This window comes from Halolamina pelagica (assembly GCF_900115675.1).
GTDB classification, from domain to species: domain Archaea; phylum Halobacteriota; class Halobacteria; order Halobacteriales; family Haloferacaceae; genus Halolamina; species Halolamina pelagica.
On sequence record NZ_FOXI01000008.1, the window covers coordinates 55161 to 76205 of the forward strand.

10 protein-coding genes and 1 pseudogene are annotated in these 21045 nt (G+C 58.1%); 4 read left to right on the forward strand and 7 right to left on the reverse strand.

The features are described from left to right. Positions 1-134: 134 nt before the first annotated feature. A complete protein-coding gene (locus BMZ83_RS11220) occupies positions 135-542 on the reverse strand; it encodes a hypothetical protein (protein WP_074878684.1) in 408 nt (135 codons plus the stop codon). After that, on the reverse strand, positions 539-1357 hold the full coding sequence (locus BMZ83_RS11225; protein WP_074878686.1) for a ParA family protein: 819 nt from the start codon (positions 1355-1357) through the stop codon (positions 539-541). The genes BMZ83_RS11220 and BMZ83_RS11225 overlap by 4 nt, the downstream gene beginning before the upstream one ends. Before the next feature lie 406 nt (positions 1358-1763). Between BMZ83_RS11225 and BMZ83_RS11230 the strand changes: the two genes are divergently transcribed. Together BMZ83_RS11230 and BMZ83_RS17460 are read left to right on the forward strand one after the other, a co-directional pair. After that, entirely contained in the window at positions 1764-2438 is a 675-nt protein-coding gene (locus BMZ83_RS11230) for an RNA polymerase subunit sigma-70 (protein WP_074878688.1), read from the forward strand. Then, positions 2435-3112, forward strand: a pseudogene (locus BMZ83_RS17460) (hypothetical protein). The gene BMZ83_RS11230 and the pseudogene BMZ83_RS17460 overlap by 4 nt, the downstream one beginning before the upstream one ends. 76 nt (positions 3113-3188) lie before the next feature. On the opposite strand, the gene BMZ83_RS11240 reads toward BMZ83_RS17460, so the two are convergent. The 5 genes from BMZ83_RS11240 to pglZ all read right to left on the reverse strand — a co-directional run bounded on the left by BMZ83_RS11240 (position 3189) and on the right by pglZ (position 16662). Next, a complete protein-coding gene (locus BMZ83_RS11240) occupies positions 3189-6824 on the reverse strand; it encodes a UvrD-helicase domain-containing protein (RefSeq protein WP_074878690.1) in 3636 nt (1211 codons plus the stop codon). Beyond that, positions 6817-9873 (reverse strand): PD-(D/E)XK nuclease family protein, encoded by a 3057-nt coding sequence (locus tag BMZ83_RS11245; RefSeq protein ID WP_074878692.1) that lies wholly within the window; start codon positions 9871-9873, stop codon positions 6817-6819. Before BMZ83_RS11245 ends, BMZ83_RS11240 begins: the two co-directional genes overlap by 8 nt. Positions 9874-10193: 320 nt before the next feature. After that, entirely contained in the window at positions 10194-13112 is a 2919-nt protein-coding gene (locus tag BMZ83_RS11250; RefSeq protein WP_074878693.1) for a helicase-related protein, read from the reverse strand. A gap of 55 nt (positions 13113-13167) precedes the next feature. After that, on the reverse strand, positions 13168-14445 hold the full coding sequence (locus tag BMZ83_RS11255; protein ID WP_074878696.1) for a hypothetical protein: 1278 nt from the start codon (positions 14443-14445) through the stop codon (positions 13168-13170). 21 nt (positions 14446-14466) lie between these two features. Beyond that, complete coding sequence (gene pglZ, locus BMZ83_RS11260; RefSeq protein WP_074878697.1) at positions 14467-16662, reverse strand: BREX-5 system phosphatase PglZ; 2196 nt, start codon at positions 16660-16662, stop codon at positions 14467-14469. Between the two features lie 154 nt (positions 16663-16816). Between pglZ and BMZ83_RS11265 the strand changes: the two genes are divergently transcribed. Further along, complete coding sequence (locus tag BMZ83_RS11265; protein WP_074878699.1) at positions 16817-19279, forward strand: hypothetical protein; 2463 nt, start codon at positions 16817-16819, stop codon at positions 19277-19279. Between the two features lie 106 nt (positions 19280-19385). Next, positions 19386-21041: an ATP-dependent nuclease gene (locus BMZ83_RS11270; protein ID WP_074878701.1), complete on the forward strand. Its 1656-nt coding sequence runs from the start codon at positions 19386-19388 to the stop codon at positions 21039-21041. Positions 21042-21045 lie beyond the last annotated feature (4 nt).

Genomic DNA, 21045 nt, shown 5'->3' on the forward strand with positions numbered 1-21045 from the left:
CCGTAGTCACACTTAGTGTTCGCTGAAACGGATTACTAAGAAAAAAATCAATTTCCAATTTCTATTCGTTTTCTATATCTCTGTATAGAAGGCACGCATCAATTCCATCCTCCGAGATTGTGCGCAGAGCGAGGTCATTCGTCGCCGAGTTCCGAGAGACGAGCCTTGATTTCCTCGGCATCCGCCTCAGAGAGCGCCTCAACACCGAACTGAACGAGTAGCGGGTAGAAGTGGCGGTTCTTCTTAAACTCGTCCTGACCCGCCTTGCGGAGCTTCAGCTGGGACTCGAGGTAGGTGTCCTCCATCTCGTCAAGGACATCGTCGGGAATGTAGATCGTCCGCCCGTTCCACTCGTCCTTGATGTTCGTCTTCGTTTTGCTCGTTTCGTTCGTTTCACTCGTTGAAGTCGGTTCGGTCGTTTCGGTCGATGAACTGGTTTCCACCGGTTCACTCACCTCACTCGTTTCGCTGGATTCGGCCTCATCGTCCTCCTCTTCGTAGTTGCCCTCGATGCCGGAAGCATCGCCCCAGCCGTCGGTCATGCTTCCACCTCCTCAGGTGCGGTCTTCTCAAACGTCTCGTCGAACAGGTCGGCAATCTCGTTGAACAGGTCGCGTGCATCCTCGACACGCTGGTTCTCCTTGCCGAAGCCGAAGACGGACACACCCTCGCCAATCGACTGAGAGAGGTCGGTCCGCTTCGGGATCTCGAACACTGGGAGGGAGTACGCCGACTTGATCTCCTCGATAGTGTCACGGTGTTCGGCGTTCTGCTCGACACGGTTACAGACTATCGCGAGCCGATTGATGTCTCCGTACGCCTGTTCGAGGGAACTCAGCTGCTTTGCGAAAATTTGGAGGCTGTTGGCGTTGAGCTTCTCGGGAATGACGGGGATGACGACGTTGCCGGTCGCGACCAGGGCGTTGTCGGTGAGGACGTTCAGGGATGGCGGCGTGTCGACGATGATGTAGTCGTAGTCCTTGTCGAGCTCGTCGAGTGTCATCTCCAGCCGCTCGCGACTCTTCGGCGCCTCAAGCAGCGTCTGGATGTTCTTGTTGTTCGCGAGCTTCTCGCTGGCGGGAAGGATGTCGAATTCTTCGTGCTCGACGATGATGTCGTTCACCGACTCCATCTGGTCGAAGTCGAGGACGTCGAACAGCGTCGTACGGTCGGTATCGTAGTACAGATCGTTGTAGCCAAGCGAGCAGGTGAGCCCTCCGTGATAGTCGATATCGACCAGGAGGACGTCGTGGCCTCTGGCGGAGAGTGCGCCGCCAGTATGAATGACGTCGGTTGTTTTCCCCGCGCCTCCTTTCTGATTCGCCACCGTGATTCGTGCGGTATTGGTGTCGGTCATTATCTTCGTTTCTCTCGTTATGTTCGTTTCGTTCGTTTTGGTCGTTTAGTTCAGTGCGTTCGGTGAGGGTGTTTCACTCGGTGAGAGGATTACTACGGTGTTAAAACCAACTGTTCGTTCCACTCGTTGAAGCAAACACACTCGTTGCCATCAACTCATTCGTTCTGTTCGTTACTTTCGTTTTCTTCGTTTTGTTCATCGAGTAGAGGGCGCCAGTTCGTTCCTCAGAATGCGTTCAACACATTCGTTTTTCTCGTTCAGTTCGTTTTGTTCGTTGAATTCGTTATAGTCGTTCCACGTGTTTTCAGCGGGAATCAGGACTACCTTCGAGAGTATGGAGAGATAGTGGCTTCATGGCCATTCGAGTAAGACTTTTAACTGTTACCGGATTATTGGTAACCACCAGATGTACGAGGTACTCGACGACACGGCGGCACAGACTATCCTCACCATCGAGAGTGGTGACTCCATCCGCCGTGTCGCCCAACACCTCCACACGCCCTACGAGACAGTGAGACAGGCCGTCAATCGGCTGGAAGACGCAGGCTACGTTTCCTATGACGACGGCCTCACTGTCGTCGACGAGCGCGTACACGACGCAGCGCTCGAGCTCGTCGCTGCCAGCGCCGGCGTCAGTCCACCCTCCATCGAGGAAACATACGTCATCCCACAATTCGGTGACTGGCCGTTCGCATTCACACGGATCGACGCCGTCTACGTGTGGACTCAGGGCGGCTACCAGGTCGGTCGCGAGCCCGACGACTATCCACTGTTCCTGGCTGTTCGTGAGCAGGACGTCGACGCCTGGGAGACATTTTTCGAGTGGTTCGACCTCCCCACCGGATTCGAACGACAGCCCCGAGACGAGTTGGACGGACCGCTGCAGATCGTCCTCGAGCCAGGGCCGTCCCTCGGCATCGAGCACGTCGAGGGGTACCCGGTGATCCCGAGAGCAGAGACGATCGAGTATATGCGTGAGAACTACGCCCAGTTCCAGTCGGCGCTCGCGATGCTCGACCGGATGTACGAGGACCTCGACCTCAGCGTCACGTATCGAGAGACCGAACGGGCACAGCCATGAGTTTCCACAACCGGAGTGACGCGCTCATCGATCTGCTCGAGGAGCTCACCCAAGAGGGCCACGAGTACGTTCTTGTCGGCGGCTACGCTGTCTCAGCGTTCAACGCACGCTTCTCTACGGACCTCGATATCGTCGTCGCACCAGACTCCAAGGCCGAGTTCGGCGAATTCCTCGAACATCGGGAGTTCGAAGAAACGGATAGCCACGCCAAAGAGTGGTTCTACGACACCGAAGTGATCGAATACGAGAAGCGGCTCACGCCACAGCAGCCGATAGGCTTCGATCTGCTAGTGAATGGACTCGGCTGCCGCCAGACGGAGGCACAGTAGTCGTTTGACTACCTGTACGACCATAGCCACCAGCAGGAGGTGAGCGGGGGCACAGTAACGACGACGGCCAGAGTGATCGATGGTGCTGTCCTCGTGGCGGCAAAGCTCCACAGCGGCCGCGAAACAGATCTTCGGGACATCCTGGCAGTGGCGGAAGAGATCGACCTCGACGCTGTCACGCCCCACCTGCGGCGGGGGGACGACGATGCGCTACGGGAGCAGCTAGAGCGTGGACTGGAGATATTGGGGAGCGACGAACTCAAGCACGGGTATCGGAGTGACTTCGGGGCCTCGGCTGTCTCAGAAGAGACAGCCACCGCCCTCCAAGATTATCTGGCAGAGTAAGTAAATAGGTTGGATTGAGAATCAGTCGTGGCTACAAACCATTCTGCGAACAGCTGATTGTCGAATAGCCGTGTGACTACTTGATTAGGTCCATCATCGGTCGAAGTTCAGATTCAATTTCCGCCATCTGATCCGATACCCAATTGAACCGTTCCTCAACGCCCGTATCAGTAAACCGGAGTGAAGCTCGTACGTCACGATTCCGATCATGTTGGAGGAGTGCGAGAGCGTACGCGAGCATCTGCGGCCGATAGTGTTCCGCGAGCTCACCCGACGTCGTAGCAGAGAGGTCGTTGGTCTTGTAGTCGATAATGTGGAAGGCATCCGGTGTGACGAGCAGCCGGTCGATATCTCCGACAATTTGCGACTCATCAATCCGGGCGACAACAGAATACTCGTCGTAAACCGCTTGGAGCTGGGAATCAGCCTCAACCTGGTCCACAAATTCGACCGCATCAGCGGTATGATCGACAGCATCGCGGAGGTCAGGTTCTGTCGGCTCCTCACCGGACATTCGACTCAGACGGCGGATCAGGGTAGGCCACTCGTCTCTCGAAGGGCGGAGTTCGTTGATGCGGTGGACAACCGTCCCGAACGTCGTTGGACTCAGGCCGTCCGACTCCTCACGTTGAGAGTAACTGTGACCGTCTGAAGACGCATCCGCCACCGCATTCACGAGCGTCGTGGTCGCGATCCGTTTCGCCGGCGCTAGCGACGGTGGTGACGGAATCGATATCTCCGGCGCTGAATCAACAGCGTCGTCGTCGGTGTGCCAGTCTACTGGGCGCGGCGGCCTGCGAACAGTATAGCTGGCTCCATCTATCTCGCCACGGGCCTGTCCGTCACGAACCGCCTTGGCGACGAGTGTTCCGTCGAGGAGGGCTGGCTGTAACCAGTCGCGCCACCGGTCTGCGTCGTCGAAAGCTGCAGGCTCGCCGAGTTCGATTGTCCCGGACTCGTCGACGTCGATGTCGTGCGTGCCGCAGAGAAGGAGGTGATCGCGCGTTCGTGTACACGCTACGTAGAGGAGGCGTTTCGACTCCGCACGCTCCTGTGGACGCGACCGTCGGTCAGCGTACTCGTGGACAGCCGTCTTCTCGATGGAGAACGCATCGCCCGGATTCGGCCCGCCGACCGCCGGCACCGGCGGCGCGTCATCAGTTCCGTCCACGAGTCGAACGTACCCATAGTCGTCGACAGAGCGACCGAAGTTGAGGTCACTCCCGAGATCGGGGACGGTGACGATCGGGAACTCGAGTCCCTTCGCGGAATGGATCGTCATAATCCGGACGCCCTCGGCGTCACCCGGAATATCTGCCTCCCCCTCACGAGGGTCGATCTCGGCTTGGCGGTCGATCCGGTGGAGCAACCCGGCAGCTGTGTGAACACCGTTCTCGCTCCAAGTACGGACCTGGTCGCGGAAATTCTCGACGTTCGCGACGGCCTGTCGACCGCGTTCGTCAGCACTCACACTCGCCAGATACCCCGTGTCGTCGATCACTCGGGACAGCAGCCGGTTCCACGGAAGGACGCCATCTTCGGACGGCGTCGCACAGCCGCTAAGTGTCCGCCACGTCGTGAGGAGGTCGAACGCGTCCGCGAGTTGTGGATCGTCCGCCTCGGCGAGCCCATCCCATACTGAATCAGCTTCTGCGACAGCCGGTGCGAGGCGATCATCCGCGAATCCGAACAGCGGCGACCGAAGCACCCCGTAGAGAGAGACGTCGTCCTGTGGATCACCGAGTACTCGAAGCAGGTTCGTAAGCGCCTGGACCTCAGGCGTATCGTAGAACCCGACGCCACCGACGACAGTGTAGGGGATGTCGTACTCCTCAAGAGCGCGCTGATACCGATCCAGATGAGTTCGCCGGCGGAGGAGGATTGCCGTGTCGTCCGGCGTAGCGTCACGATGAGCACCTGTGTCGGGGTCTTGGACTTGCGGCGGATCGTCGAACAGGTGGGTCAGTCGAGCAGCAAGCGCTTGCGCCTCGGCCTCGATGGTGTGGTCCAGCGCACCTTCGGCGACCGGATGGTCGTCGCCGAAGAGTTCCGCTGCAGTATCGGCATCGTCGGGCACAGCGAGATACTCGACACTCCCGGTCAGTCCCTCGATGTCCTCGATACGGTCGCGTTGTGTGGTCAACTCCTGCGGTGGGGCTTCGTGGGGTTCGTGGCTGTCACCCTCCGGCTGGAACAGGTATTCGAAGAGCTCGTTCAGGAACGACAGCGGCTCATCCAGCGTCCGGAAGTTCCCGGAGAGTTCGAGTGCCGTCGGACTCTCGGCCTCGCTGTCGGGGACATCGTCGACCTCACGGGCTTCATTAACGGCCTGAAGTTCCGCTCTTGCCGCCCCGAACGTCGTCACGTCGGCCCCACGGAATCCGTAGATACTCTGTTTCTCGTCGCCGACCAGGAAGACGTTCGACGCCGTCTGTCCGTCGACGCCCGTGAGGAGATTGACTAACTCCCACTGTCGCGGGTCCGTGTCCTGGAACTCGTCGACCATCACGGCCGCAAACTGCTCTCGTAGCCGCTCCGTGACGGCATCGTTCGTTCGCAAGAACTCAAGGGTGGTCTCGATCACGTCGGGAAAGTCGAGCGTATCGCGGCGCTCCTTCTCGTCGGTGTAGGTTGCGAGGACGTCGTCGAAGACCCGCATCAGAGCCAGCGCGTAGTGAGCGCTATTCTCTTCCAGTTCCCCCGGTGTCGTCTCGACCGCATCCGCATGCGGTTCGACGGCATCGATGACCGTGTCGATGGCGTCTTTCAGATCGTCGTAGACGTCACCGTACTCACCCCAATCGTCCCGGTCACCGACGACGTACCCCGAACTGCTGTACAGGCCGCCGTTCTTCTTCTCACAGGCCTCGTAGAGCTCGAGGATTGCCCGTTGACAGTCGCGAGGATCGCTTTCCTCCGGGTCGGCCGAGAGTGTGGTCGCGACTTCGGTGAAGGTCCGGTAGGCTCGAAGACCGTCTTCGTCGGCGATAGCGCCCTCGTGGTCGACGCGGCCCGCGACTGTGCGTAGCCGCTCAAGGAGTCCGTCCGCATACAGCGTCTGTCGGGCGTCGACGACGTCGAGATCACAAACGACCTCCCAGCAGATATCGAGGTAGTCGTCGACCTCGGCGTCACGCCACTCCTCGAGGACCGCCTCGCTCTGTGGGCGCTCATCGAGTAGTCCAGTGAGTACATCGACCAGCTGGTCACGACTCCAAAGCTGAGCAAGGAGCTCCACGTCGTCATCGTCCTGGTTGCGTTCGAGGAACTCCGTCACGACTTCGCGTTGGAGTGTCGCGGCACCGTCTTCATCGAGCACGTCGAAGCCGAGCGGGACCGGAGCCTCGACGGCCCGTTCTCGCAAGAGCCGCGTACAGAACGCGTGAATGGTGTGGACGTAGCCATCCTCCAGGTCGTCGAGGACGTTTCGCCAGCGGTGGTAGGCCTTTGGTGAGTCGACAGCCTCGAGCCGGTCGTACACCTCCTCCCGAACGCGCTCAGTCAGTTCGGCAGCGGCCTTTCGCGTGAAGGTGATCGTGACGATATTCTCCGGGGTGAGCGACGGGTTCTGGGCCAGTATCGTCACGTACCGCTCGGTGAGCGTTGTCGTCTTCCCCGTCCCGGCGCCGGCAGTGATCGCGACGTTCCGGCCCTGGACGAGCGCGTCCTCCTGTTCCTCCGTGAGCTGAATCTCCTCGGGGTCCTCAGTCATCGCTCATCACCGCCTCGATGTCCTCGTCGTCGCGAACACGGAGGGGAACGTACGCAGCGTCGTCCTCGTGCACCTCGTCGACAAACTCCCGCTTGCGGTGATGGCGGACATCGCACGCCCGACGGTAGTCACAGTATCGGCAGTTCGCACCCCGAGCGGACAGGAGGGTCGTGTGGAACCGACCGTTGCCGATCGCCTCGTCGATCTGGCCCAACCACTCCGGAACGACATCGTTCAGGAACCGGCGGAGTTCGGCCTCTGAACCGAACTTCGATTCGACGCCGCGTGGAACCTTGAGGTCGTTTGGCGGTCGAACCTGATAGTACGTCGCTGAAAGCGATCCCTGCTCGAATAGATCACTGTCGACGACGTTGGCCGCAGCAAGCAGATAGATAGGGAGCTGGAACTTCGTGCCGCCGGTCGTCTTCGTCATATACGGTGCTCGACCAGTCTTGTAGTCGTAGAGCGTGAGCGTCGGTTGTTCGCCATCCCGACCCACGTCAACGCGGTCTATGTATCCCCGAATCGAGACAGTCGAGCCGTCCGGTCGCTCAACCGTGAACGGCCCAGCATCCGAGTCGGGCAGCCCCTCACCGAACGGAGCCTCGAACAGGTGTGGGCGGGCGGCGCCGTCACGCGCGAGTTCGTTGTCAAGGAAGGTAGCGAACAATCCCTGTTCCGGTGCGTCGTGGGGTTTGCTCCCGGCCTCGTACGGAGCGCTCTCGCCCTCACCCAGGCCCGCGAATAGCTCCGCCTTCCACCGTTCGTAGAACAGGCCGTCGTACTCGAAGTCAGCATCTCGGAGTCCCTCGACGGCAATCTCGCGAAGATGCGTCGCCAGGTCGTCCCGGTCGAAGTCTGTGAGATCGACACCATCCTCGGTCTCGTCCTGCAGCTCCGCGAAAAACCGTTCGAGAACGTCGTGAACGTACGATCCGGTTTCGAGGGGCGTAGGAACGACCTCAACGTCGTTGGGATCCTCGATTCCGAGCACTTTCTCGGCGTAGAACTTGAACCCGCACTCGACGTATCGCTCGATCCGACTCGCGCTGTAGGGTTCTCGTTCCGACGGAGGATAGACCTCAGCGACGGTCTCGGGTTCTAACACGCCGTCGTGTTCGGAGAGGCCAGCCGTTCCCCTGTTGTCCGCACAGTGGAGTCCCCGATCCATGTGCTTGGTTTGCTCGGGGGAGAGATCACCTCGGTCGCCGGCGTAGCTGACTGCCGCACGCCGGTCGGTTGTTGCGGCGACGTGCCGCTGGAGGTCTTCGCGGGAGCCTACGCGGTCGTCGACGCCATCTTCGGGTTCGATGCCGGTCACGCGCTGGAATTCATCGAGGACCGGCGACCGGACGACTGCGGACTCGTCGTCGCCCGTCTCTGGTGTGGTAATCGTGAGTTCATCGACGTTCGCGAGGAGCGTCGCGAAGAGATAGCGCCCCCGGAGGCGCTCGTCGCCAGTGTCGAACCGCGGATGGGCGTCGGTCATCTCTTCGAAGAAGGCCGGGCGTTCCGGCGTCACCGGGAAGTGCTCGCTCGTCAGTCCCACGAGGAACACCTTCTCGAACGAGCGCATCCGGGCGTCGAGCAACCCCATCACTTCGACGTGACCGCCAGCAGCGCGCTGCGGAACCCGGATCGGAACACCATCGAACGCACGAGTGAACAGTGCCAACGGAGAGAGATCGCTATTGACCGCCGCCAGCGACTCGAACGAGGAGAGGACCTCGTCTACGAGGTCGTAGGCTCGCTGTTCGACGGCTTGCTCGGCGCCGCTGGCGTAGTCCTCCGTCGCCCCCTCCAGGTCGAACCGTTCGTCCAACAGTCGTCGGAGCGTCTCGGTTGCGCCCTCGATGTCCTCCGTTCGGAGCGGCTCCAAGGTGGCCAGCAACTCCTCGATCAGCGCCGCCGCTTCGTCGTCGACGTCCTCGAGCAGGGGTGACACAGAAACAGTATCACGCCGGCGAGCAGCTGCCGTGACGGCGTTGGCTTGGTCGGTGTCGACGACGTCGACCAATGGATTTGCTAACAGGGACGTGAGGTCCTCAGCACGGGGGTCGGGTTCGGCGAGGTTCAGGAGGTCGTGTACAACGCTCCCGGTGAACGTCCGGTTCAGCTGTGAGGCGGCGGTCGTGACGTGCGAGATGTCGAACGTATCGAACGTGTCCTCGACGTACCCCGAATAGGCCTCGGTCCCCGGGACGACGACAGCCAGGTCGTCGGGATCGCGACCATTGGCCAACTCAGTCCGGAGCTCGCGAGCGACAAAGCGAATCTCGCGCTCGGGCGTCGGGAGTTCACGCCATCGCAGAGTGTCTGGAGCAGGGACAGTGTCCGGGTCCGGGCGGTAGAGCGACTCGGTGATCGTTCCAAAGGCCCGCCCTGACTCGTCGACGGGCTCGAGTTCTACTGTCTCAAAGTCAAGTGCTTCGTAGACCTCTAAGGCGTCCTCCGCAACGGCGTCGACTCCGCTCCGGCCATCTTGGTGGAGCGGCAGCAGCGCGATCATTGGAAGTTCATCGACGAGGCGTTCGATGAGTCGGCGTTCGACGGGACGGAACTCGTGATACCCGGAAAGGATGACGACATCCAGTTCTGGGGAGAGCGCCGATAGTGACTGGTCGGTCGTCGCGACGGCGTCGAACATCTCTCCTCGGGTACAGACCCACTCATCAACGTAGTCAGCATGGAGGTCCTGATAGTGGCGGTACGCGTCGACAGTAGCTGCCGCGATGCGGTCATTGAGGGCTGAGCCCTCGAACTCCGCCGCCAGTGCATCGGCAGTCCCGACACCGGCGTCATCGAAGAGTGAGAAACGGCTACTGAACGAATCCGCGAGAGCAGCCGAGGCGGGTTCGCCGGCGAGAGCGCCATCTGTTTCGGCTGTCGTTCTGTCGAGTGCGTACTCCGCCAGCCTGCGGTTCAGCTGTCCGGAGAGGGGTTGAACCGGACCGTGGAGATGCTCGTACCACTCCCGAACGACTGCGTCGAGCGTCTCGGCACGAAGACGGAGGGGTTCGTGGGACGCGGCCCAGCGGTCCTCAACCATACTCCGGCGAGCATCGTTCCGCGTTATGTAGAGAATTGAACCAAGAAGGTCATCAGCCACCTGGTCCGCCCGTTCAAAAGCAGCTTGTTCCAGATGTGAATGTTGGGAACCAGTTAGAAGCGTGTTATTCATCGAATACTACTCAACAAGAGTTCCATCTCACTTCACTCTTGGCGAGACAGTTTCGTCAGTAAATGAAGTACCGAAGTGGCTCCATACGCGTGTCAAGCCTGAACTACCAGAATTAAATTGGATACGCTGTACTACAGGAATCTACCCATTCACGTTTGAATCGGCACTAGCTAAAGCGCCATACATACTCATAAAGGGAAAGTCAAACAGTAGTTCTCAACCTCGGGCGCCAGTGAGATGACCTGTTCTCGACGTTCTAATTCAGAGCGACGCGTCTCGATTCGCTCTTCGAGCTGTTCGAGACGCTCCTGTTGGCCACGGATGGCGATGTCCATATCCGAGCCGGCGTCGGATTTGCGCTCGTACTCCTCGATGAAGGACTCGATCCGTTCTCGCTCCGCCTGTGCATATTCCTCGAGATTGTCCAGCTCCCGAGCGGTCTCCTCATGACGCTTCTCCTGAAGATGCTTCTTGATCTCATTGATCCGTACGCTCACATACCGGTCGGCGGCCGTCCGTAAATTGGATTGAGCGTCGAGAACTGTCCGAAGGTCGTCGATGTCGGGCTTTGCTGCTACGGAGTCACCCTCAACGACACGTTCACCAAGCGCCTGCTGAGCGTCTCCCTGCGCAGCATCCACGAAAACGGGGATGGTCTCCTCGCGAATCACGTCGCCAGTGCCGTCCTCAAACGCCACGCGATAGTTGTAGGTGATCCCCGGTGTGTCGACGAACGGAAGCAGTTTGAGTCCGACTTCACCGCGCTCGTCGTCCAACACACGTGCCATGAGTCGTCGCAGGACGTCCGTATCGGGAGCGAGGTAGGTGATGTCCTCGTGATCCATCGCGAAGTCGCGATCGAATGTGAACGGGCCGAACGTCGCGTCTTGGCCGGGCGAATTGATACCGTCCGGTAACTCGGCTTGATAGAGGTTGGTGCCGCGCTTCTCGAATTCGCCTCCGAAGGCTTCGACTGCTCGCTCGAAGAACTCGCGAATGTCGCCCTCGCTCCCGTAGACATCCTCTGACTCGTCGACGACCTCCTGAATCTGCCGGCGACTCTCCGCGTCGAACGTGCTCGTATCGACGAGGCTCCGCTCGTACCACTCCTCGAGCGTCCGCTGACGCTCTTCGATCATCTCCTCGAGTTCCTCTTTGGTCGCACTCGGCGGTTCGTCGTTCTCGATGGACTCCATGATGAGTGAGTCCACGTCGATGTCGTCGAGGATGCCGAGCACGTCCGCCGTGTTTCCGAGCTGGGAGCGAATCTCCTCGACCTTGGTTTGGAGCATCTCGAAAATCTCGCTCTCGCGAGTGTCGTCGAAGAGAAAATTCCAGACCTTGACCTCCTCCTCCTGTCCGTAGCGATGGATGCGACCGATCCGCTGCTCGAGCCGGTTCGGGTTCCACGGAAGCTCGTAGTTGGCCATGATGTGGCAGCTGTGCTGGAGGTCGATCCCCTCACTCGCGGCATCGGTCGCAAACAGGAGTCGCGACTGGCCGTGGTTGAACTCGTCTTCGATTCGCGCCCGTTCCTCCTTGTCTACGTCGCCGTGAATCACGAGAATCTCGTCGGCCCACGGCTCGTCCTGCACGAACTCGAGGAGATAGTCGAGCGTGTCTCGGTACTCCGTGAACAACAGGAGTTTCTCGTCCGGTTGTTCCTCGAGGAGTTGGGAGATGAACCGTCTGACCTTCTGGGCCTTAGAGTCGACCGGCAAATCCTCGGCCAGCGAGACGAGGTCACGGAGTGTATCGATCTCCTCTTGGAGTTGTTCGTCGGTACTGGTGACGGTCAGGCCGGCGATCTCGTCTTCCGCGTGTTGCTTGTCGTCCTCGTCCAGATCCTCACCGTCGAGATAGGCTCGTGCTTCCTCGGAGAGTCCATCCGTTTCCGCCTCCTCGCCGAGGAGGTCATCCAGTCGTCGGCGGAGCGTCGCGTGAATCGCGCCGACGCTGCTCACCAGCCGTTTCTGCATGAGGGCCATCGCGAACCCGACCGCGGGTTCGTTCAGCTTCTCCGAGCGGTTGTAGACGTTTTTCACGTAGTCGGTGACTGCGCGGTAGAACTGCCGCTCGTCGTGCGTCATCGAGACCGATACCGAGTTGACCTCACGGTCTGGGAAGACGCGTTCACCATCCTCGTCGTAGATGTCGGTCTTCCCGCGACGGATCATGACGCGGTCGACTGTCTCCTGTGAGAGTTCCCGGTTTTCGGCGACGAGGAATGGGTCGATGTACTCAACGAGTGAGCGGAACGCCTCGCCCTTTCCGTCGTGGGGCGTCGCGCTGAGCAGCAGCAGCGAGTCGGAGTTCCCCGTGACGGTATCGACCATGTTTGCCGTCTTGCTTGGCGACTCGCCCCGCTTTGCGGTCTTGTGTGCCTCGTCGACCACGACGACGTCCCAGAACGCGTCCCGAAGTGCGGGCCGGAACTCGTCTTGTCGCAGGAACGCCATGCTGGTGACGAGCTGTTGCTGGTCTTGGTTCCAGATGTTGGCCTCCTCGCCGAGCCGTCGGCGCTCACCTTCGACCCACGCCCGGTCTGCAACGGTGAGATCGACGTCGAAGAAGCGATCCATATCTCGGATCCACTTCTTCTGCAGGTGCGCGGGAACAACGAACAGGACGCGGTCGGCACGATTCCGAGCAGCGAGTTCCTTCAGGATGAGCCCGGCCTCTATCGTTTTCCCGAGCCCGACGTCGTCGCCGATGAGCGCACGCTGCCGAAGCTTCTGCATCACCCAGTTCACGGCGTCGAGCTGGTAGGGTTCCAGTCGAACGAGTGAGTTCGAGATACTCAGGAGCTGCCCCTGTTCGTGGGCGAGCTTGAGTTTCGTCGCTTGCGTGTGGAGGTCGAACCACTGTGCTGAGACTGCATCGTGATCAGGATGAAGATCATCGATTCGCTGATTGGACAGCTCCTCAATCCCGGAACGATGCGGTTGAATCTCAACATCGTCGAGACAGACCGTCTTAGCGCCCTCGCCGTCGATGTATGCTCTTAGGTACTCGATCTCTCCGACCGTTTGGGTTTTGATGACTTCAGCCGGCGCTCCGTTTAGAATCACCCGCTGCCCCGGAGAGAACTGGGTAGAGTTTGTCATCGAGTGATGTCTGTGTCAAGACCGCACGCCGCCTTCAAGATTGCCAGTCCCCCCATTATCGAGCCTCCGTTCCGGCGAACGACCGTAGGGTACGTTCGATCTCCGACTCAACATACCCGATTTCTGCACTGTAGGCATCTACGATGTCGGCGTAGTACTGCGGTATCTGTCCAGCCAGTTCCCGACTTTCAAACTCCTCGGTGTACGTCTCCAGAATGGAACCCGCGGCGGCTTCGTTGACTAACGTCCGTTCTTCGTTCTCAATGAATTGTGTGAGGACTGGCTTCAGTACCGAATCTGGAACGTCGAAGGCACGCTCGGCCGGGAGTATCGACTCGAACAATCCTCCGCCGAGGTACGGTACGTCGCTGAACATCTCTGGAAGTTCGGCGTCGCGCTGTTGTTTTGGAGTCGAAAGCGCATCGTAGAACAACGGCTGGAGGTATTGAGAGTAGAAGCTGCCCCGGAACCGATTGAGCCCCTGATTATGTTCGCTCCATTGGGCGTGGAGCGCGACGCGGTCAAGGATACCGCGATCTGCCAGCAGTTTCACAAAGGCGAGTCGATCAACGAGTAGTGTCGCGAAGGCCAGTTTCTCCGACTTTGAGGCGTCTGGTGGCTGCTCGATTGCGTCAACGAGAGCAGCATCCAGATGCTGGTATTCACCGCCGCCGGTAGTCACCTCCAAGTAGAGGTCGTAAAACTCGGTCAGTCCGCCGATAGCTCGCCGGATACCGTAGTGGTTGAACGTCTGGTAGAAGTCTCCCAACACTCCTTCGACGGTGCCGTTTTCCTGCAGCTCTTCGGTGTAACTGACTAATCCTTGATTACGGGCAATCCGCCGTACCGCTGGTGCGATATTCTGCTCTTCGACGACGGTGACGAGGTCTGCTCGACCGCGTTCATCCGTTTCGACGGCGTACATTCCCCATCGGAATCCGTCAGTCGAAAGCCCGTACTCGTATCGGCGTGAGTCGAGGTAGCCCTCGATATCACCCTGCGCGGTTTCGAAGTTGTTGACCGATTTGTTCTCTCCGATAACCGTTTCAGAGAGATTGTCGATTCGGAAGTCCGGCTGCTCATCGCTGTCACCGACGGGATAGTACGGTCTTGGTGTGTATTCGTAGCCGAGCGTCTCCAGAATCGGCCAGATGAGAGCATCTTCGACACACCGCTCGGGTGTTTGGCCGAGATTCTTGCTCTGAAGTGTGCCGTCTGCCTCGACGATCTCACTGAGCCGCGGCTCGTCCATCTGGTCGTCGAGCGTCGTCAGAAAGTCGATGATGTGACTCCGAATAGCGGTGGTCGCTTCTTCTATTTCCTGTGATGACATAGATGCGGAGTTCGTGAGAGATTAGCCCTGCGTGATGCTGATGAAGTCAAGCACGAACTCCTGTGGGAGCAGTCCGCCGTGGTAGAATCGCGCGTCACCGAGCCCCTGCTTTCTGAACCGCTTGAGTGGGCTGGCAAGGACGCTGACGTTGGCATCGAGATAGCCCAGTCGTGAGCTGGAGTCGAGCAACACGCCGGGCGAATCCTCGTCCACATTCTCCCCGGCGATCCATCGGCGCCCGGAGTCGGACGCTTCCGCCGGCCGCGAGATCTTCTCCGGCGAAGCGTTGTCTGGGAGCAGGACGAACCCGTGGTCGGTCAGCACGTAGGCCTGATCCCACTCGCCCTGTTTGAGTTTCGTGCCGATGAACTCCGCGAGCGAGTCGACACGTCGCGCCAGCATCGCCTCGAGGTCGCTGAGTTCCTTCTCGCCGATGTCGTCGATGTCGTTCTTGAAGTAGGCGACACGCGTCGACTGCCAGCCGTCGTCCTCCTCCTCGCGAGTGACCGTCCAGCCGTCGCTGCCCAACAGCGACTCGCGGCGGTTGGTCGTCACCCGACGATTGTTTCGCAGCGGCTGTAACTCGCCATCGACCAGCGAGACGTCGAACATCTGGATCTCTCCCGGCGTGAGTGCAGCCTTCCCGAATTCGGTCTCCGAGGGAAGCATTCCAAGCCAGACGTCTTCATCGATGGCAAACTCCGGAGCATCAGACGGAAGCGTCGATACGTAGTCACGCAACTCGTCCGCGAGGCGGCGGGCGAGGTCAAGCCGAAGGGCGTCGATGACGAACAGCGCAATCGTCTGGCCGCTTTCGAGGCCGTCCGATTCCTTCGTGAAGAACTGGTAAGAGTGATCCTCGTCGACGAATGGAGCGCCAGCTTCGACGGTATCGGTGACGAGGTCGCCGAGGTCTTCGAGGTACTCGACGTATTCCGACTGGAGCTGGGTACGGAGGTCGTCGAGCGCGGCGGTCGCGGGATGATCGTCGGGGAGGTCGGTCTCGGGCTCGCCGGCGACGACGAGATTGAGCACCGCGTTGTCGATCTGCCACGTGCCGTCGTCCGGGTCAGCGTACAGCGAAACGACGTCGTCAGTGGCGGTCTCATCCCACGTTTCGAGCTGGTAAGCGAGGCGAGCGATTTCCGCGGCCTGCTCCCACGTCCGCGTCCACGGACTGTCCGGGCCGTAGGCTCCCTGGTAGGAGCCACGGAAATCCTCGCTCCCGAGCAGAGCGTCGTACCGCTCCTCGGCGCGCTCGAGACACGTCTCATAGTCGCCGGCGTCGAAGGACGCGTGCCACTCCTCCCAGAGGCGACGTTCGAGCGCGGCGTCGACGATACAGTCCGCGAGTTCCCACGGGTCATCGACGTCCGCAACGACGTCGGGCCAGATCGCCTCGCCGAGGTAGCGGTCGGCGAGGAGACTGGCCGAGGTGGTGTTATTTAGAAGCGACTTGAGCTCGGGGAGGTCGTGATCGCCGGCTGTCTCGGCGCGGAACTCCCTCGGGAAGCGTTCGGCGTCGGCGCCGGCGTGGATCAGCCACTCGGCAACGGCCCACCGGCGCGTCGCCGCGACGATCCCTACGGGTTCGTCCTCGCTGGCGACGGCGTCGACGCCCTCGCTGGTCAGCAAGTCCTGCATCTGCTCGATGGTGCTGGGGCTGTCGTCGATGTCGCCCCAGCCGTTCTCCAGCACGAACGCGACCGGATCGGTGTAGCCGCCTGTGACGATCTGCGTGCGGAGTTGTTCGAGCGTCGGGAGCTGTCCGCCGGTGAGCTGGTCGTGGAGGATCCGCGCGATCTCACGGCGCTTCGTGGGATCGTCCGCCTGCGTCGCGGTTTTTAACTCCCACGCATCGAGTTGCCCGCGCTCAAACGCGTGGACGGTGAGGTCTTCGATGCTCATCTCTACCTCGCCGCCCGTGTGCTCGACGTCGCGGAACCAGTCGAAGTCGCCCTCGGCGTCTTCGGGCTCTTTGACGTGTGGGACGTACCAGACCTGTTCACCGTCGACTGGATCGGCACGGAGTTCCAGCGGCGTCTTCTTGGCGACCTTCAGGTGAACCCCGAGTTCGTTACAGGCCTGCTCGATGATGTCCTCGAGGTAGTTGCCATCGTCCCACCAGAGGACAATCGGGTCGGATGACTCGGCTCGATCGAACTCGCTCCGGATGGTGTTTTTTGCGGCATCGGGGAGGGTCTGGGTTGCTTGCATGAGTAGTTAGAGAACTGCGGATGTGTTATTCGATCTGTAAATGAGTGCGACGTGCATTGGTTTATTAACTTCGCTGCTATGTTCTGGGGGACAAGTACTCCACCCGACATCTATTTGCGACTGGCATGTTGAAACGTGGTAATAATTGACTTCCATGTCTCAACAGGCTACGATTCCGCAGGTGTTTGAGGAACCTGAATTTTGGTACAAGATCGACGTTGACTACGAGGAGGCTCGGGAACTGGTACAGACTGAAGAAGACGAAGAGGCTTCGACTTCGCAGGATGGTTCCCAGAGTGATACAGAGGGACAAGACGAAGATTCAAAAGGGCCTGAATCATTCGAAGGGGCACTTCTCGAGGTATTCATTCGGCGAAAGAAACGCGTCATCGAGGACAAACACGACTCCGTCAGTGAATTCAAACAAAGAGTACTGACGGCTGACGATGATGACGCACGAAGATTGTTGAACGAGGTGTATGTGGAGTATATCTGGATCCAAAATCAGGAAGGTGAGGTATTTGAGAGTGATGCTGAGAATCCAACCGAACTCGACTTAGTTGATGACGAAGAGAACCTCGTTCAAGAGACAATAAACGATGAATTCGAACTTCTGTGGCCGGGGCAGCCTACAATCGGAAAGGAGGTAGATGACGGTGAAATCGTCGCACGTCGGTATCTGCAAACGAAACCGGTCGTAGTTAGAAAGTACGAAGAATCGTTCGAGGTTCGAGGTCGGCAATCGGATCGGAAGAAAGTCGTGACGCGGTTTCGCTCAGACGATAGTGTCCAAGAGCGGCAGCCGGAGCCAGCAGAGGAACCAATCGTTGGCAAGGTAGAGAACCTTCTTGTCGAAGATAATGAGGAGTTCCGTGTGGTGGGCGTTGACTTTGCAGAATCCGAACTACCCGAGAGCTCCAGATTACGGGTGAAGAACGAACGATCGATCTACAGAGACATTCACTCGCTGCGGAACGAGAATCTTGTCTCCTTCGACGGGATTTCTGAGGTAAACAAGCTGTACCTCAAAGACATCCGCTACGGTGGGAAGTTCCGTGTTGAACTCACTCACGGTGTCGATGGAGTCGAATTCGAACTCAAGACCAATCACAAACTGGACGAACAGCGCAGTCGCTTCAAGCAAGGTTTCACAGCTGTAACGGGTATCGAATTCGAGAAAATCTACGAGTATGGCTCACAAGATGAGGAGTACCTGTTTAATCGGATTCTCGCCGAGCGAGGGACTGCGTACGAGAATTACTACGAAGAGTTGAGTGATGAGGTGCAGAATGTGCTGGAGGGGAACGTAGACGCAACTGGTAACGCACTGGTCAGTACAGAAGTCGAGGAATTCAAGACCTGTTCGCACTGTTCGGAGGAAAATCCGGATTCAGAGCCAGAGTGTGTTGAGTGTGGAGCAGAAGACTTCTCTGAGTCTGTTGAAGAAACCGTGGTCGAGGTCAATGACACGAGTGTTGCAACGTATATTCAGAACCGGCTGGACGATCTCTCTCCAGCACATCCAAAACGCGACTTTTCTGGATGGGAAGTCGGAGACCGGGAAATGGCGAACCGGAAGATCGTCGAAACTTCGTTTTCTCTAACCGACTCAGAAGGACGGCGGACAACCAGCTCGTATCAAGAGATCGATGTGGTTCCTCACGGTAACCATCCTCGTCCGGGTACTGTCAACGACTATCTCCTGCAGTGTGTCTACGTAACCTACGGGCAATCCGCCTCTGCAGACGACGAGGGATACGGCCGGCTTCCTCTCTACGACATCATCACGGCAAACGATCTCGACGCTCTCGTCGGGAACGCCTTGCATAATGCTATTGTCGGTGTCAAAGATAGGCTCATCAGCAAGGCAAGCGAGGGCCACGAAGAGGCGAGCGAATACTACGGGCTCGTCGACGAACTGGGCCCGATGCACGAAAACAAGGATGAGTTGGAAGAAATCTACGACCCCTCTAATGACAGCTATTTCGAGAAGCACCTCTTCTACCTTCTGAAGAGACTTTACTCACAGACTGAGCGGTGGGGACGAATTGGTGAGCGGGAAGCGGATGGGGTGCTCATCGTCCCAGAGGAAGACCCGAGCGACTACTACGTGGCGACCTATGACGCAAAGCTATCCCATCGTGAAGACGGATACGACCTCGGTTCGGAGGAAGAAGATCAGGCGACGCGTTACATCCTAACCGAGGACGAGCGGGAGGCAATCGAGAACAAGACGGGGGACAACGGTCTGTCTGCACATCTTCTCATCTCGCAAAACTTCGACGAGGGTGACTTCTCCCGTATCGCTGGGCATGTCCAAGAGAATATCTTAGCCTATACTGATGGAGATGCTCCTGACCAGAAATTGGTATTCATGGAGTTCAGAGCAGTGGTCGAACTCTATGAACTCCTGAACGAGTACTGGTGGGCACTTCGTGATGCTCGAATCCGAGGGAAGTTCGATAGCTATGTCATTGACGAATTGAACGATGAACGAACGGAAGATGGTGAATCCTTTGTTCACTTCGATACCGACTCTGTGGCTAACGTTCGGGAAAACCTCATCGGTCGACTCGACCGTTACGACCGTGACCAGCTGGAATACTATCCAGAATAACGGCCCTTCTCTCTAGTCCTTCAAGCGTAATCCTCAGTCAATTTGAGACAGCCCACAAGCCGCTACCGAAGAGTTATGGCGCTTTCATGAGATGTCGTAATTCCTGATGGCGGTAATCACGATTGATACATTTGAGGTGAAGAATTACAAACCAATCCAAGATTCGGGGCCGATTAATATTGGTGATATGACGACGTTTATCGGAAAGAATGATGCTGGCAAATCTTCTTTCCTCGAAGCCCTCCACATCTTTCTTGAGGGAGATAAACCAGACAACGACCATTTCCACAAGCGAGAGGCTGAGTCGATTTCCTTCATTGCAAGGCTTGCAGAGGCACCATCTGAACTCAAAGACGCACTCTCTGATGACTACCTTCCTGAGGGGGATGAAGAGTTCACGATCAAGAAGGAATTCACAAGGAGGGAGGGAACGACTCCGGGAGCCGAAACCTACGTTAATGGCGAGAAGATGGCCAAAGGGGCGGTTGTCGTCGATGGTGACCAACTGTACAAAGCGAAGTCTCGTGATTTCATATGGGAATACTTCCCTGAGCCACTCCCGATTTTCGCGGAACGTGATGTGAATGAGGAGACGAAGCTGAAGGGTGGTACCTTCCTAAACAAGCTCCTCATGCCGGTTCTAAGAGGTGGTGGGCTTCACGACGAGATCGACGAGCAGATCAAGGAACTCAAAGGTTCTCTTCAGGAGACTTCCGAGGGAATCGGGGATCGGTTGACAGAGTACATGCAGTCTCACCTAGCTGATGTCGAGAAGGTGAATATGAGTCCCGGAAGTATCCAAATCAGCAAAGCGATTTCCCCGAAGATTCATCTCGAAGACAAGCACCTCTCGGAGAGCATCGACGTTCGGGAACGGGGATCGGGTGTAGGCAGTCTTCTTCTTCTGTCGATGATGCAAGCCTACGTTGATCTGCAAGTTGGTGAGGGGTACATGCTCCTCTTCGAGGAGCCGGGGAACTTCCTCCATCCAGCAGCAGAACGGAAGATGCTGGATGCCTTGCGAAGTATCGCTGATAGTGGTGGCCAAGTGATGATAACCACGCATTCGCAGGTATTCATCGATAACCGGGCGGATGCGGAAATGTACATCACGCGTCGTGACTCCGGAGTCACATCCTTCGAACACATCGAGGAAGACGCATTCAAAGCCGTCGACGAGATCGGGGCACGAAATAGCGACATCCTCCAGAGCGACTTCGTAATCTACGTCGAGGGGCCGTCAGATGTGAAAGTCCTAGAGGCACTTTCGGAAGCGTATGTCGAGGATTGGAAGGAGCACAACATCACGATACAACATCTCGGTGGCACCGGAAATATGCGTCATTGTGAACCAGCGAAGCTGAAAAAGATCAATCGGAACTTCGCCTTCTTGTTTGATAGTGATAAGAAAGCCGCAGGTGACGACCTGAAGGGGGAAGTTCAGTCGATTAAAGAGAAATCAGCCAGAGAGGGCATTGATTGCCATGTGTTGGAACGAAGAGAGATTGAAAATTACTATCATCCTGATGCGATTGGGAAAGTGCTATCCATTCCAATTTCTGAAGATGACCTCTCCAAGTATTGCGATATTGAACAGGAGGTGAATAGGCTGGTAGCTCAGGAGTATGATGTTAAATCAGTCAGTGCTTACAACAAAATTGACCACGGAAAGCAAATCATCGAGTGGATGTACGAGAACGGCAAGTCAATCGAGGAAATCGAGGGATTCCTCGATGACTGTGTAGAACAAGCGAAGGCGTAATCGA